Raw genomic sequence first — 14,209 nt, 5'->3', positions numbered from 1 at the left:
CGGACTAAGGGCGCGGGCGCGCCTCGTCGACACCCCGGCTCATGTACTAGAGTTATCTCGACATCGAGATATCTGCCGAGGCGCACCAGAGGCCGCCAGCTGGTAAGGGTTACCTAACTAAGTCTTACCTTAGCGGATCGACGAGGAGTCGTGGCGGCAGGATGTGCTGGAACGCGCACAAAAATGAAGGAGACTGTCGTGTCGGCGAACAGCTTCGACGCCCGCAGCACGCTGCGCGTGGGCGACGAGTCGTACGAGATCTTCAAGCTGGACAAGGTCGAGGGCTCCGCACGCCTTCCCTACAGCCTGAAGGTCCTGCTGGAGAACCTGCTCCGTACTGAGGACGGCGCGAACATCACCGCCGACCACATCCGTGCCCTCGGCGGCTGGGACTCGCAGGCCCAGCCCGCGCAGGAGATCCAGTTCACGCCGGCCCGCGTGATCATGCAGGACTTCACCGGCGTCCCGTGTGTGGTGGACCTCGCCACGATGCGTGAGGCCGTGAAGGAGCTCGGCGGCGACCCGGCGAAGATCAACCCGCTGGCCCCGGCCGAGCTGGTCATCGATCACTCCGTGATCGCCGACAAGTTCGGCACGGCGGAGGCCTTCGGCCAGAACGTGGAGCTGGAGTACGGCCGCAACAAGGAGCGCTACCAGTTCCTGCGCTGGGGCCAGACCGCCTTCGACGAGTTCAAGGTCGTCCCCCCGGGCACCGGCATCGTCCACCAGGTCAACATCGAGCACCTCGCTCGCACGGTCATGGTCCGGGGCGGCCAGGCCTACCCCGACACCCTCGTCGGCACCGACTCGCACACCACGATGGTCAACGGCCTGGGCGTCCTCGGCTGGGGCGTCGGCGGCATCGAGGCCGAGGCCGCGATGCTGGGCCAGCCGGTCTCCATGCTCATCCCGCGCGTCGTCGGCTTCAAGCTGACCGGTGAGCTGAAGCCGGGCACCACCGCCACGGACCTCGTCCTCACGATCACCGAGATGCTGCGCAAGCACGGCGTCGTCGGCAAGTTCGTCGAGTTCTACGGCGAGGGCGTCTCCGCCACCTCGCTCGCCAACCGCGCCACCATCGGCAACATGTCGCCGGAGTTCGGCTCCACCGCCGCGATCTTCCCGATCGACGACGAGACGCTGAAGTACCTGCGCCTGACCGGCCGCGACGAGCAGCAGGTCGCGCTTGTCGAGGCGTACGCCAAGGAGCAGGGCCTCTGGCTCGACCCGGCCGCCGAGCCCGACTTCTCCGAGAAGCTGGAGCTCGACCTCTCCACGGTCGTCCCCTCCATCGCCGGTCCCAAGCGTCCGCAGGACCGCATCGTCCTCGCCAACGCCGCCGAGCAGTTCAAGAGCGACGTCCGCAACTACGTGGACAGCGTGGACGAGGCGGGCAAGGAGTCCTTCCCGGCCTCCGACGCCCCGGCCACCACGAACGGCGTCCCGTCGAACCCGGTCCTGGTGACCGCCCCCGACGGCTCGACGTACGAGCTGGACCACGGCGCCGTCACCGTCGCCGCGATCACCTCCTGCACCAACACCTCGAACCCGTACGTGATGGTCGCCGCCGCGCTCGTCGCGAAGAAGGCCGTCGAGAAGGGCCTGACCCGCAAGCCGTGGGTCAAGACCACCCTCGCGCCCGGTTCGAAGGTCGTCACCGACTACTTCGACAAGGCGGGGCTCACCCCCTACCTCGACAAGGTCGGCTTCAACCTCGTCGGCTACGGCTGCACCACCTGCATCGGCAACTCGGGCCCGCTGCCCGAGGAGGTCTCGAAGGCCGTCAACGACCACGACCTGGCCGTGACGTCCGTCCTCTCCGGTAACCGGAACTTCGAGGGCCGCATCAACCCCGACGTCAAGATGAACTACCTGGCGTCCCCGCCGCTGGTCGTCGCGTACGCCCTCGCCGGTTCGATGAAGATCGACATCACGACCGAGGCCCTGGGCGCCGACCAGGACGGCAACCCGGTCTACCTCAAGGACATCTGGCCCTCCGAGGCCGAGGTCAACGACGTCGTCGCCAACTCCATCGGCGAGGACATGTTCAACAAGTCCTACCAGGACGTCTTCGCGGGCGACGCCCAGTGGCAGGCGCTCTCGATCCCGACCGGCAACACCTTCGAGTGGGACACCGAGTCGACGTACGTCCGCAAGCCCCCGTACTTCGAGGGCATGACGATGGAGACCACCCCGGTCTCCGACATCACGGGCGCCCGCGTCCTGGCCAAGCTGGGCGACTCGGTCACCACCGACCACATCTCCCCGGCCGGTGCGATCAAGGCCGACACCCCGGCCGGCAAGTACCTGACGGAGCACGGCGTGCAGCGCCGCGACTTCAACTCGTACGGCTCGCGCCGAGGCAACCACGAGGTCATGATTCGCGGTACGTTCGCGAACATCCGCCTGCGCAACCAGATCGCGCCGGGCACCGAGGGCGGCTTCACGCGTGACTTCACGCGGGAGGACGCGCCGGTCTCGTTCATCTACGACGCCTCGCGCAACTACATCGACCAGGGCATCCCGCTGGTCGTCCTCGCGGGCAAGGAGTACGGCTCCGGCTCGTCCCGCGACTGGGCCGCCAAGGGCACCGCGCTCCTCGGCGTCAAGGCCGTCATCGCCGAGTCGTACGAGCGCATCCACCGCTCGAACCTCATCGGCATGGGCGTCCTGCCGCTCCAGTACCCGGAGGGCCAGACCGCCTCCTCCCTCGGCCTGACCGGCGAGGAGACGTTCTCCTTCTCCGGCGTCACCGAGCTGAACAACGGCACGACGCCGCGCACGGTGAAGGTCACCACCGACACCGGTGTCGAGTTCGACGCGGTCGTCCGCATCGACACGCCCGGTGAGGCGGACTACTACCGCAACGGCGGCATCATGCAGTACGTGCTGCGCAGCCTGATCCGTAAGTAGGCTTACGCTACGCAGTAGTTGAGGGCCGCACCTCGTTTCGTACGGGGTGCGGCCCTCGTGTGTCTACTGCTGTGGCCAGCCGCCGTACGGCACCGTGATCAGTTCCATGGCGTGGCCCGACGGGTCCAGGAAGTAGACGCCCTTGCCGCCGTCGTTGCGGTTGATCTCGCCCGGGTGCTTCTGGTGCGGGTCCGCCCAGTGTTCGATGCCGCGCGCCTTGATCTTGTCGTACGCGGCGTCGAACTCCGCCTCCGGGACCAGGAAGGCGTAATGCTGCGGGGTGATGTGTTCGGCGGGGACGGTGGCGAAGTCCAGGGTGACTCCGTTGCTCAGGGCCACCGCGACGAACGGGCCCCACTCCCCGGCGATCTCAAGGCCCAGCAGCTCCGCGAAGAACTCGGCGGACTCCCGGTTGTCCCGGGCGTGGACGATCGTGTGGTTCAGCTCGACTGACAAGGAATGCCTCCAACAGGCATCTCCTGACACCTCCATGCCTCACCCGGCCGGTGACCGACACGCGATGTCGCCGTGGATCTTAGGCAGAGGCCTATCGAGTTGTCGACCTCATTCCTCGGCGGCCACCAGGTCCAGCAGCCCCGGGAAGCGCTCGTTCAGGTCCTTCCTGCGCAGGACCGCCGTCCGGCTGTTGCCGTGGTCGACCATCCGCAGCAGGCCCGCCTCGCGCATCACCTTGAAGTGGTGCGAGGTCGTGGACTTCGACACGGGCAACTGGAAGTAGGCGCAGGTCCGTTCGGCGTCGTCCGGCTCCCGCAGGAACCGGGCGATCACCCCGAAGCGCAGGGGGTCGGCGAGGGCGTGCAGGACTGTGCGCAGGTCCATCTCTTCCTGGAGGGGGTGTCCCTCGTCGTCCGGCATGGAGTGCCTCCTCGGTGGGGCTCGACTCACAGGTTCGACTTGCATCGTACCTCGATGGCGTGCCAAGGTCGGTTTAAGGTTCGATCGATTCCGAACCTTCCCGAATCCAAAACTGGAGCCCCACCCGTGTCGCTCAGCAAAGCAGTGCCAACCACCCCTACAGCGGGAGAAGTTGGTGGCGTACGACCCCCCGTCCTGCCGCTCGCCGCCATCCTCCTCGCCGTCTTCGTCGTCCCCATGTCGATCTCCGGGACCGCCGTCGCCCTGCCCGGCATCGGCGCCGATACCGGCGCCGGGGCAGCCCCGCTTCAGTGGGTGGTGAACGCCTTCAATGTCGCCTTCGCCTGTTTCACCCTCGTCTGGGGCTCGGTCGCCGACGTCGTCGGCCGGGTCAGGGCCTTCGCGACCGGCGCCGCCGTCTACGCCGTCGCCTCGCTCGGCAGCGCCCTCGCCTCCGACGTCCTCCTGCTGGACGCGGCCCGCGCGCTCGCGGGCGTCGGCGGCGCGGCGATCTTCTCGTGCGGCTCCGCGATCCTGTCCACCGTGTACGAGGGTCCGGCGCGGGCCAAGGCGTTCGCGCTCTTCGGCACCGTCGCGGGCGTGGGTATCGCGATCGGACCCTCGCTCTCCGGAGTGCTGCTCCAGACGTCCAGCTGGCGCTGGGTCTTCGCCGTGCACGCGGTGGCGCTCGCCCTCGTACTCCTCGCCGTCCCGGCCATCGCGCGCTCACTCCCGGCCACGCCCCGCCCGCGCGGCGCGCGTGTCGACATACCCGGCAGCGCCGTCTTCGTCGTCGCCATGGTGCTCATGACCACCGCCATCGTGCAGGGCTCGCAGTGGGGCTGGGCCAGCGCGGGCGTACTTTGCCTCTTTGCGGGAGCGGCCGTCGCGTTGGCGGTCTTCGCCTCCGTCGAGAAGCGCCGCGCCCACCCCATGCTGGACCTGACCCTGCTGCGGAACCGCCGCTTCTTGGCGCTGTGCCTGGTACCGGTCGCGGGCTCGTTCGGCTTCGTCACGATGCTCACGTATCTGCCGAGCTATCTGACGGAGGTGACCGGGCGTGGCACGGCCGCCGCGGGGCTCCTGATGGTGCTGCTCACCGCGCCGATGCTGGTCCTGCCGTTGCTGGCAGCGAAGTTGGTGGCCCGCGGTGTCCCCGCGCTCACCATCATCTACGTCAGCCTGGCCGCCCTCGTCGTGGGCGACGCCGCCCTGACCCTCTTCGGTCCGGACGTCTCCGTGGCCGTGATCGCACTGCCGATGATGGTCACCGGCGCGGGCATGGCGCTGGCCGCCGGGCTCGTCGACGGCCAGGCCCTCGAACTCGTCGACCCCGCGAAGGCGGGCATGGCCGCGGGCTTCCTCAACACGCTGCGGCTCGGCAGCGAGGCGGTCGCGGTGGCGCTGTACGGATCGGTCCTGACGACGCTCACCGCGTCACGGTCCTACGATGCGGGGTTCCATCTGGTGCTTTGGGGGCTGGCCGGGGTCTGCCTGGTCCTCGGGCTGATCATCTTCGCCCTCCTGCGAGGGGTCAGGCCGAGTCCTGAGTGAGCGACAGGAAGGCGGTCCAGGCATCCGGGGCCACAGTGAAGTGCGGGCCTTCACGGTTCTTGGAGTCGCGGATGTGTACGGAGGTGGGGTGGGCGGCGATTTCGAGGCACTCGCCGCCTTCGCTGCCGCTGTAACTGGACTTGCGCCAAGTGCAGGCAACTTCAAGGCAGTTGCCTCCGTCGCTGCCGCTGTAGCTCGACTTGAACCACTGAAGCGCGGTGTCGCTCATTGCCCTCCTAGCAAACGGTCCAACAGGTCCCTGGTGTCCTCGGGGTTGAGGGCCTGTGTCCGCAGCATCGCACATTTCTGCGTCAGGATCGCTACCTCGTCCGGATCAGCGATCAGCTGACTGCCGCGCTGGGTTTCCGTATAGGCGAGCCGCTGGTGGTCGGGCGTTTCCAGGAGCACGAATGGCCCGTCGAGAGAGGCGTGGGCGGCGCGACCCAATGGCAGAACCTGCAAGGCCAGACCAGGCAGTTCGGCGTACTCGCGCAGACGGCGCAGCTGTTCGAAGTAGACGGTGTCGCCACCGAGGCGGTCGAGCAGTACTGGCTCCCAGATCACGAAGCTGGTCGTCGGGGGAACCTTGCGGTGCAAGATCTCTTGGCGCTCCATTCGCGTCGCCACGAACTGCTCGATCGCGTCCTCGTCGAAGACCGGCACGCGGCTGCGGAAGACCGCCCGTGCATAGGCTTCGGTCTGGAGTAGACCGGGCAGCACCTGGTTTGCGTACAAGGAGATCGCGATCGCCTCCCGTTCGCAGTCCAGATACTCCTCGGCCCACCGGGGAATCAGGTCCACCTCCGGCATGTGCTCGACCGCCGTCGCCAACGTGCCGTTCGTACCCAGCAGTTCGTCCAGCTTGATCGCCAGGTCCATTTTCAGGGGCCGCCGCCCCTGCTCGATAGAGGCGATGTGGTCCTCGCCCACCACGAAGTGCTCGGCCAGCGACTTCTGGGTGTACCCGGCCGCCTCCCGGTGGATGGCGAGCAGCGCGCCCACCATCCGCATCGCCGAGGCGTTCCTCCGTGACCGTCGCCTTGGGCTGTTCATGTAGTCCAACTCCCCACCTGAAGTCTCGCGTTCACGCAAAAATCTCGTACAGCACCGCCGTACGAGATAACGCACTGCTTTATGATGGGCACGGAGTGTGACTCTGGTCACGTGAACGAGGAAACTTCACCCCAGCCCACGCGTGAACGCTTCTACCGCCGTGAGCGTCAGTCCGTCCCCGCCGCCCGCGCCTTCACGCGCGCCGCGCTCGCCGACTGGGGGATCAGTGACAGGCGGGACGAGATCGCGCTGTGCGTCAGCGAGTTGGCAACCAACGCCCTGCTGCACGGCGTCCCGCCCGGCCGGGGTTTCCGGCTGTGCCTGTGCCGTGTCGACGACGTACTCCGTGTGGAAGTGCATGACAGTGGCGGCGGATGGCCCCGACCCGGCGGTGAGGGAAATGACACCGACGAGTCGGGGCGGGGCCTGCTGCTGGTGGCGGCGCTGGCCGACAAGTGGGGGGTCGACGAACGCGACCCCGGCAAGGTGGTCTGGTGCGAGTTCGGCGCTGACCCTCGGCAGTAGCGGCGCCTGACATGACCGAGACCGGACACACCAGCGTGGGGGACAGGTGTGGCCGGTCGTCTGCGGGTCAGGCGGTGGTCAGGTGTTCCGCTCCACCACCTTGAAGAACTGCGTCAGGTACTGCTGGAAAGGCAGCGTGTACAGCAGCATCTCCGTATTGGTGAGCGGGGCGACCGCCACGGAGAGGTCGTCGGCCGGGTGCAGGCTGAAGCTGCCGAACAGCCCCGACGCCTGGACGCGCCACCTCTGACCGGTGGGGTAGGCGCTCCCGGTGAGGACGACCTTCTTGTAGTGCCGGTCCGAGGGCGCGGTGGTCAGCTCGCGGCCCGAGTTGGCGTTGACGATGGTGTAGGTGCCGTCCGCGGCGGCCCTGAACTGCCACTGTTCGCCGAGCGCGTTGGTGTTGTCCCGGTCGTGGAACAGACGCGCGTGGCCGTTCTCTCCACCGGCGTAGCCCTCACTGTTGAGGTGCAGCGAGGTGACCAGGTTGTCGATCCACACGTTCCGGTCCGTGGGGATGTTGAGGGACGGCTGCGGCGGGGTGGGCGGGTCCTCGTAGGGACGAGGCTCAGGCATGGTGGGTCTCCTTCTCGTGTACCCGTTTCTCGGTGGGGTTCGGGTGGTGCGGTGACGGCCTGGTCACTCGCCTTCGCCTTCTTCGCCCCGGGAGACAGGAGCGAACATCCACGCGTGGTAGAGGCTGGGGTGGCCGTTCCAGGTCCGGATGAGCCGGACCTCGGAGCCCAGGGAGAGTCCGCCGCTCGCTACGCCGAGGGCATAGCCGGTGCCACGGGCGATCAGGGCACGGACGGGAGCCTTGCCGGTGTCGCTCAGCCCGGGGACGGGAACGAGCGCCCAGTGCTGCCGGTAGTCGTTCTCGGCCCTGCTGCGGATGCGGACGTTGGCGTTGTACCCGGCCGCGGTCTGCACGGTGAGGAACCGCTGGCCGCTGGTCGTGCCGATGCGGTAGAAGCCGCTCTGGAGGCGGGTGATCCTCCACAGGGCTGCCGCGCCGGAGGCCAGCGGATCCGTGGCCTGGATCTCGACCTCGTCGTCCTCGATGCTGTCGTTGATGTTGTCCGGCAGGAGGTAGCCGTTGGTCACGCTGTGGATGAGCATCGCCTCAGTGGGCAGGGTGCTCGGCGGGACGGGGGGAGTGGGTTCGGACATGACGGTTCCTTTCGTTGTTGTTCACTGCGGGTCGGTGCGGGTCGGTGCGGGTCAGTACAGGGACGAGAGGTGCAGCACGCGGCCGGTGCGCCGGGAGAACTTCAGCGTCTTCTTCGGGGCGCCGGTCTCGTCCTTGAGGGCCTGGTAGTCGAAGAAGCGGACGGTGCCGCCTCCCGTGCCGGTGACGGCGATGTCGACGCGGTCGAGGATCCAGTCGTCGTCGACGACGTGGGGCTCGAAGCGGATGTAGACCGGGTGGCGGTCCAGGTCCGCGACCCGGAGCTGGGGGTTGCGCGGATCGTTGCCCGCGGCGTTCTCGACGTTGGCGCCCTCGCCGAGGACGAACGTGTCCGTGGTGGGCCGGCCGCCGGTGGGCGGTTCGAAGTCGTCGGCGGGGGTGTCGAGGTGGAACTCGCGGCCCCCGATGCCGAGGTAGACCCAGCCGTTGGTGCCGGCGCCGGGAGAGGTGTCGGTCTGCGTCTTCACCTCGATCCGGGTGATCAGCTGCGGCTCGTTGGGGTCGATGGGGCGGGGATTGGGCATGGGAGTGCTCCTGTTCGCGCGGCGAGGGGTCAGTAGACCGAGGCAAGGGACAGCTGGGTGCCGGAGTAGGCGCCCAGCCACAGCTTCCGCTTGGGGCCGGAGTCGTCGGTGATGACCGGCGAGCGGTAGTCGTAGAAGCGCACCACTCCGCCGCCGGCGGCGGTGAGGGTCACGTTCACCCAGTCGATCTCCCAGTTGTCGCTGTCGTCGGCCGGCTGGAAGCTGAGGTAGGCCGGGTAGCGGTCCAGGTCGGAGATCTGGATCTGGGGCCTGCGCGGGTCGTTGTCGTCCGGGTTGTTGACGTTGGCGCGGTCGCCGAGGACGAAGGTGTCGACGTTGGTGGGCGGGTCGGGCCGCTCGAAGTCGTCGGCCGCGGTGTCCAGCAGGAACTCGCGGCCGCCGATGCCGAGGTAGACCCAGCCGTTGGTGCCCGCGGAGGCTTCGGTGCCGGTCTGGACCTTCACCTCGATCTGCGAGATCAACTGCGGTACGGAGGGGTCGATGGGCCGGGGATTGGGCATGGGAGTGCTCCTTGGCTCGGTTCTCCGAAGGGAGGGGGGACGGGGCGCTGCCCCGGTGTCAGGGGCCGCCGGTGTCTGGGGGGCCGGTTTGTCAGGGCGAGGGGGTGAGGTAGACCCGCTCGCTGAAGCGGGTCCCCATGCGCAGGGTCCGCTTCTTTCCGCCTTCGTCGGCGAGAGCCCGGTAGCTGCGGGTGTTGGCCGGGCTTCCGTCGCCGGAGGTCACGGTCACGTCCACCCGCTCCAGGTGCCACATGTCGTTCTGGTCGACGGGCCGGAAACGGACGTACGGCGGGAACGCGTCCAGGAACGAGGCGCGGAGCTGCGGATCACGCGGATCGTTGCTGGCGCTGTTGAGGACGTTGGAGTCCTCGCCGAACACGAAGTTCTGCGACCCCTGTTCCATGTTGTCGCCCTGCGCCGTCCTGAGCAGGAACTCGCGGCCCGCGATGAACAGGTACACCAGGCCACCGGTACCGGCGTCCGTCTCCCGGACGGTCTGCACCAGCACTTCGATCTTCCTGATGTTCTCGTCGGCCATGGCTGGTCTCCTTACTGACGGGGGTTGCTCCTGCCTGCGGACATGCCGGATCAAGCCGCGACCGAGCACGCCCGGCAGGAGGGAAAGAGGGGGATCAGGCGAAGCGCCTGAGAGAGACGGTCGTAATGGACCGTGCATGGATGGCATGCCCTAGTCACTTTCAGCGACACGCGCGTTCATCAGAACGAGGGACAAAAGTGATACGAGCATCGGTTCGGTCGACCCCGCGTACGCCGTGCACGTATCCGACGACCACACACCCTCGAACACGCCCACGGCCGTCAACGCACCGTCGACACGCCCCCGACACACCCTCCAACGCAAAAAGCCGTGCGGCGCCGACATTTGTCAGCGCCGCACGGTCACGGTCCGGCAGGAACCGCTCAGCTCAGGACAGCAGCTCCAGCTCCGCCAGCGTCGCGGAGCCGTCCGGCACCAGCCGGTAGTGGCGGTACGACCCCGGGTGGACCACGGTGAACACCCGGGTCTGCTGGTCCCATGCGAAGGACTCACCGGAGCGCTTGTCCACGGTCTTCCACTCCTCACCGTCGGCGGAGCCCTGTAGCACCCAGCCGCGCGGCGCCTTCGCCTTGTCGGTGGACGACGTCAGCGTGTACTGCACCGCCTTGGTCTCCCCGGTGACGGGAAGCTCCACCACAGACTCCGAAGTGGCTTCCGTGGCCGACGAGTTGTCGAAGAGCGCGCCCTCACCCTTGAGTGCGTCCTTCCTCGGTGACGGCACCTTGTCGTCCTGCGTGATCGACGTCGGCTGGGCGTGCTTGCCGGAGCCCCACGAGGACGGCTTCGGGCCCATGTCGAACTCCAGGACCCCGCCGCGCGCGATCAGCTCGTGCGGCAGCGCGGTCGACTTCCACGCCTTGCCGTTGACCTTGAGGCCCTGGACGTAGATGTTCTTGGCGCTGTTCTTCGGCGCCTTGACGACCAGGTCCCGGCCGTTGTCCAGGTGCACGGTCATCTTCGTGAACTGCGGCGACCCGATCGCGTACTCGCCGCTGCCCATGACCAGCGGATAGAAGCCGAGCGAGGAGAAGAGGTACCAGCCGGACTGCTCGCCGTTGTCCTCGTCGCCGTGGTACCCCTGGCCGATCTCGCTGCCGGTGTAGAGGCGGGAGAGGACCTCGCGGACCTTCTCCTGCGTCTTCCACGGCTGCCCGGCCGCGTCGTACATGTACGCGACGTGGTGGGCGACCTGGTTGGAGTGCCCGTACATGCCCATGCGCACGTCGCGCGCCTCCGTCATCTCGTGGATGACGCCTCCGTAGGAGCCCGCGAACTCGGCGGAGCCGGTCTCGGGGGTCGCGAAGTACGTGTCGAGCTTCTCGCCGAGGCCCTTGCGGCCGCCGTACAGGTTCGCCAGACCGCGCGAGTCCTGCGGCGCCGTGAAGGCGTAACCCCAGGCGTTCGTCTCGGTGTAGTCGTGACCCCACACGCGCGGGTCGAACTTCTCCGAAGGCACCCGCCAGACGCCCTTGGCGTCCTTGCCCTGGAAGAAGCCGGGGGGCGAGCCGGGTGACGTGCCGGGTGATGTGCCCGCGCCCGCCGCCTTGTCGTCGAAGAGGTTCACGTAATCCCGGGCGCGGTTCAGGAAGTACGCGGACTCCTCCTTGTAGCGCTTCTCGCCCGTCTTCTTGTAGAGGGCCGCGCCCATGCGGGAGATGCCGTAGTCGTTGAGGTAGCCCTCCAGCGCCCACGACAGGCCCTCGTGCGTCTCGCTGCTCGTGTAGCCGAGGAAGGGCGAGGTCTTCATGCCCTTGCGGCCGACGCCCGAACTCGGCGGTACCACCGTCGCGTTCTTCAGGGCCGCCTCGTACGCGGCCTCCGCGTCGAACTTCACGTCCTTGACGTACGCGTCGGCGAACGCGACGTCGGAGGAGGTGCCCGTCATCAGATCCGCGTACCCCGGCGAGGACCAGCGCGAGGTCCAGCCGCCGTCCTTGTACTGCTGCACGAACCCGTCGACCAGCTCACCCGCCTTCTTCGGAGTGAGGAGGGAGTACGCGGGCCATGTCGTCCGGTAGGTGTCCCAGAAGCCGTTGTTGACGTACGGCTTGCCCTCGACGATCTTCGCGCCGGTGTGGGTCGGGGTGTCGGGCCCGGTCTGCGGCGAGAACGGCGAGGCGTACTTGTACGTGGCCTTGCCGCCCGCCCCACCACCTCCCTTGCCGACCTTCTCGAAGCCCGAGTTGGGGTACAGGTATAGCCGGTAGAGCGAGGAGTACAGGCTCGTCAGCTGGCCCTGGCTCGCGCCCTCGACCTCCACCTTGCCGAGGATGGCGTCCCACTGCTTCTGGGCGCGGTCCTTGACGCGGCCGAAGGAGGTGCCGGCCGGGATCTCCTCGTCGAGATTGGCCTTCGCCTGGTCCACGCTGATGAGAGACGTGGCGAGACGGAGATTGACGGCACGGTCCTTGCCCGCCTCGAAGCGGAGGTAGCCGGTGACGTCACCGCCACCGCCGCCGTCGAGCTTGCCGCCCGCCGTGACGGGCGAGTCGAAGGTTCCGTAGACGAACAGGCGGGTGGCGCCCGTCGACAGACCGGACTTGACGTCCGAGAAGCCGGAGACGACACCCCGCTCCTTGTCGAGAGTGAGGCCGGCCTTGTCCGAGACGTTGTCGAAGATGACGCTCGCGTCGTCACCCGGATAGGTGAACTTCATCATCGCGGCATGGTCCGTGGGCGCCATCTCGGCCTTCAGACCGTTCTCGAACGTCACGCCGTAGTAGTGCGGGCGCGCCGTCTCCTTCTCGTGCCGGAAGGGCAGCGCCCGCTTGGTCCGCGAGGCGCTCGGCGTCTCCTTGTCGACGGACGGCATCACCTGGAACGTCTGCCGGTCACCCATCCAAGGGCTCGGCTCGTGGCTCGCGCTGAACGCCTGGATCGTCGGCAGGTTGTCGTCGTTGTTGCCGCGCGCGTAGTCGTACAGCCAGCTCAGAGAGCCCGCGTTCGTCACCGGCGTCCAGAAGTTGAAGCCGTGCGGGACGGCCGTCGCCGGGAAGTTGTTGCCGCGCGAGAAGCCGCCGCTGGAGTTGGTGCCGCGCGTCGTGTCCGCGTAGTCGGAGGGGTGCGCCTTGGGCCTCGGCGGGGCCTTCTCCTTCAAGGACACGTCGTCCAGCCAGCCGCGGAACTTCGCCGGGCCCTTCGGAGCGTCGTACGCGACGAGGACCCGGTCGACCGTCTTGCCGCGCGCGACCTGGCCTATGCGCGAGGCGACGTTGTTCCACTGGTTGACGTAGAGCACCTTGGCGGCGCCCTGGCCGCGCGGGTCCAGCGGGAAGCCGTGCTGGTCGGTGGCGCCGAGGTCGCTCAGATAGGTGCCGTCGGTGAACGCCAGGTCCACGGCGACGTTCGTGGCCGCGTAGTCGAGGTCGCCCTCGGCCATCGAGGGGAAGACACGATAGCCGAGCTCGGTGTCACGGCGTACCGCGACATTGACGTCGAAGACCTTGTTGTACGAGTAGCCGCGACCGTCGACCTTGTGGGTGCCCGCATAGCGCAGCGCGTGCTTGCCCATGAACCCGGCGCGCGACTTCGCGGTGGGGGAGCCGCTGGGGCCGCGGTCCACCAGGCTCAGCATGTCCTCGGGGGCGGGGGCCTGCGTGCCGCCCACCGACAGGTGTACGTCGGCGAGTTGCAGGATGTCGGCGGCGCCGTTGTTCGCGGTGACGTCGAGGCGGAAGTGGGAGTACGCCGGTGTGTCCGCCCCGCCTGTGACGTCGTACCTCTTCATCTTGTGCCGGCCGTCGAACGCCTCGCCCTCGCGCTCGTCGAGGACCTTCCAGTCCTTGCCGTCCGTGGAACCCTTCAGGGTCCAGTCCTTCGGGTCGCGCGGGGCGTGGTCGTTCGCCGAGGTCAGCGCATACGTCACGACCTTGGCGGGCTCGTCCAGGTCGAACTCGACCCAGCCGTCCTTCGCGAACGTCAGCCATTTGCTGGTCGCCTCGCCGTCGACGAGGTTCTCCGCGACCTCGCCCGAGCCCGCGTTCTCGCCGCTGGCCCGGACCTCGGTGACGTGGTCCATCACGCTGCCGGGCAGACCGGAGCTGAACTCGCCGTTGACGCCCGAGGCCTTCTTCTTGCCGCCGGGACCGGTCTCGACGGTGTTCAGCCAGTCCGGCTGGGCGTCGCCGTCCTCGAACGAGGAAGCGAACGCCCGGTCTGAGCGGGGAGATTGCTCGGCCTTGGCGGCGGCGGCCCCCTGTGTGGCCACGGCGAGTGCCAGCGCCAGCGCCAGCGCGCCGACGGCCACGGCCGAGCGGGGTCCGGGCGTGCCCGGACGGTGGTGTCTGTAACGAGGTCTGCGTGCCGTGTACGGCATCCCCGAGCCCCTCCTTGCGAGTTGGACAACGTTGTCACGATCGCTGCGCAAGGTCTAGTAGGGAGTCAAGTGCCGCAGGGTGTCAAGGCTGTTGACGGGCTTCCTGGGGCGGGCGGGACGTGCGTACGGCTTGGCAGCTCTCCGAGCGGGGAGGCTCTGCGGGACCTGATCCTGATGGCG

Annotated in this window: 13 protein-coding genes; 3 read left to right on the top strand and 10 right to left on the bottom strand. The window is 68.0% G+C overall.

Annotated elements, in window-relative coordinates; genetic code table 11:
* Nucleotides 1-198: 198 nt before the first annotated feature.
* On the top strand, nucleotides 199-2,913 hold the full coding sequence (gene acnA, locus ACWDVB_RS01135) for an aconitate hydratase AcnA (RefSeq protein ID WP_451513441.1): 2,715 nt from the start codon (nucleotides 199-201) through the stop codon (nucleotides 2,911-2,913).
* A gap of 63 nt (nucleotides 2,914-2,976) precedes the next feature.
* Here acnA and ACWDVB_RS01130 read toward each other — a convergent pair whose 3' ends face one another.
* On the bottom strand, nucleotides 2,977-3,369 hold the full coding sequence (locus tag ACWDVB_RS01130; protein ID WP_451513440.1) for a VOC family protein: 393 nt from the start codon (nucleotides 3,367-3,369) through the stop codon (nucleotides 2,977-2,979).
* A gap of 108 nt (nucleotides 3,370-3,477) precedes the next feature.
* The gene (locus ACWDVB_RS01125) at nucleotides 3,478-3,789 is read right to left on the bottom strand and encodes an ArsR/SmtB family transcription factor (protein ID WP_451513439.1); all 312 of its coding nucleotides are present in this window, start codon (nucleotides 3,787-3,789) and stop codon (nucleotides 3,478-3,480) included.
* A gap of 126 nt (nucleotides 3,790-3,915) precedes the next feature.
* Here ACWDVB_RS01125 and ACWDVB_RS01120 point away from each other — a divergent pair, with 126 nt between their 5' ends.
* A complete protein-coding gene (locus tag ACWDVB_RS01120; RefSeq protein ID WP_451513438.1) occupies nucleotides 3,916-5,343 on the top strand; it encodes an MFS transporter in 1,428 nt (475 codons plus the stop codon).
* Here the strand turns inward: ACWDVB_RS01120 and ACWDVB_RS01115 are convergent.
* Together ACWDVB_RS01115 and ACWDVB_RS01110 are read right to left on the bottom strand one after the other, a co-directional pair.
* On the bottom strand, nucleotides 5,324-5,572 hold the full coding sequence (locus ACWDVB_RS01115; protein WP_451513437.1) for a DUF397 domain-containing protein: 249 nt from the start codon (nucleotides 5,570-5,572) through the stop codon (nucleotides 5,324-5,326). The two genes, ACWDVB_RS01120 and ACWDVB_RS01115, sit on opposite strands and share 20 nt — an antisense overlap.
* Nucleotides 5,569-6,396, bottom strand: coding sequence for a helix-turn-helix domain-containing protein (locus tag ACWDVB_RS01110; protein ID WP_451513522.1), 828 nt, complete (start codon nucleotides 6,394-6,396; stop codon nucleotides 5,569-5,571). The genes ACWDVB_RS01115 and ACWDVB_RS01110 overlap by 4 nt, the downstream gene beginning before the upstream one ends.
* Nucleotides 6,397-6,507: 111 nt before the next feature.
* On the opposite strand from ACWDVB_RS01110, the gene ACWDVB_RS01105 reads away from it, so the two are divergent.
* Nucleotides 6,508-6,921 (top strand): ATP-binding protein, encoded by a 414-nt coding sequence (locus tag ACWDVB_RS01105; RefSeq protein WP_451513436.1) that lies wholly within the window; start codon nucleotides 6,508-6,510, stop codon nucleotides 6,919-6,921.
* 78 nt (nucleotides 6,922-6,999) lie between these two features.
* On the opposite strand, the gene ACWDVB_RS01100 is transcribed toward ACWDVB_RS01105, so the two are convergent.
* The 6 genes from ACWDVB_RS01100 to ACWDVB_RS01075 form a co-directional block, all read right to left on the bottom strand.
* On the bottom strand, nucleotides 7,000-7,497 hold the full coding sequence (locus ACWDVB_RS01100) for an RICIN domain-containing protein (RefSeq protein ID WP_451513435.1): 498 nt from the start codon (nucleotides 7,495-7,497) through the stop codon (nucleotides 7,000-7,002).
* 63 nt (nucleotides 7,498-7,560) lie between these two features.
* Nucleotides 7,561-8,091 carry an RICIN domain-containing protein gene (locus ACWDVB_RS01095; RefSeq protein WP_451513434.1) on the bottom strand — a complete coding sequence of 177 codons (531 nt, stop codon included), beginning with the start codon at nucleotides 8,089-8,091 and terminating at the stop codon, nucleotides 7,561-7,563.
* A 51-nt stretch (nucleotides 8,092-8,142) separates the two neighbouring features.
* Entirely contained in the window at nucleotides 8,143-8,634 is a 492-nt protein-coding gene (locus ACWDVB_RS01090) for a hypothetical protein (RefSeq protein WP_451513433.1), read from the bottom strand.
* Between the two features lie 29 nt (nucleotides 8,635-8,663).
* Nucleotides 8,664-9,155, bottom strand: coding sequence for a hypothetical protein (locus tag ACWDVB_RS01085; RefSeq protein ID WP_451513432.1), 492 nt, complete (start codon nucleotides 9,153-9,155; stop codon nucleotides 8,664-8,666).
* A gap of 91 nt (nucleotides 9,156-9,246) precedes the next feature.
* Nucleotides 9,247-9,693, bottom strand: a complete 447-nt coding sequence (locus tag ACWDVB_RS01080; RefSeq protein ID WP_451513431.1) for a hypothetical protein — start codon at nucleotides 9,691-9,693, stop codon at nucleotides 9,247-9,249.
* Between the two features lie 388 nt (nucleotides 9,694-10,081).
* On the bottom strand, nucleotides 10,082-14,029 hold the full coding sequence (locus ACWDVB_RS01075; protein WP_451513430.1) for a GH92 family glycosyl hydrolase: 3,948 nt from the start codon (nucleotides 14,027-14,029) through the stop codon (nucleotides 10,082-10,084).
* Nucleotides 14,030-14,209: the final 180 nt, after the last annotated feature.

This window comes from Streptomyces sp. NPDC003379 (genome assembly GCF_053589195.1).
The sequence above is the reverse complement of the archived record's forward strand: the minus strand, read 5'-3'. Positions and strand labels throughout refer to the sequence as shown.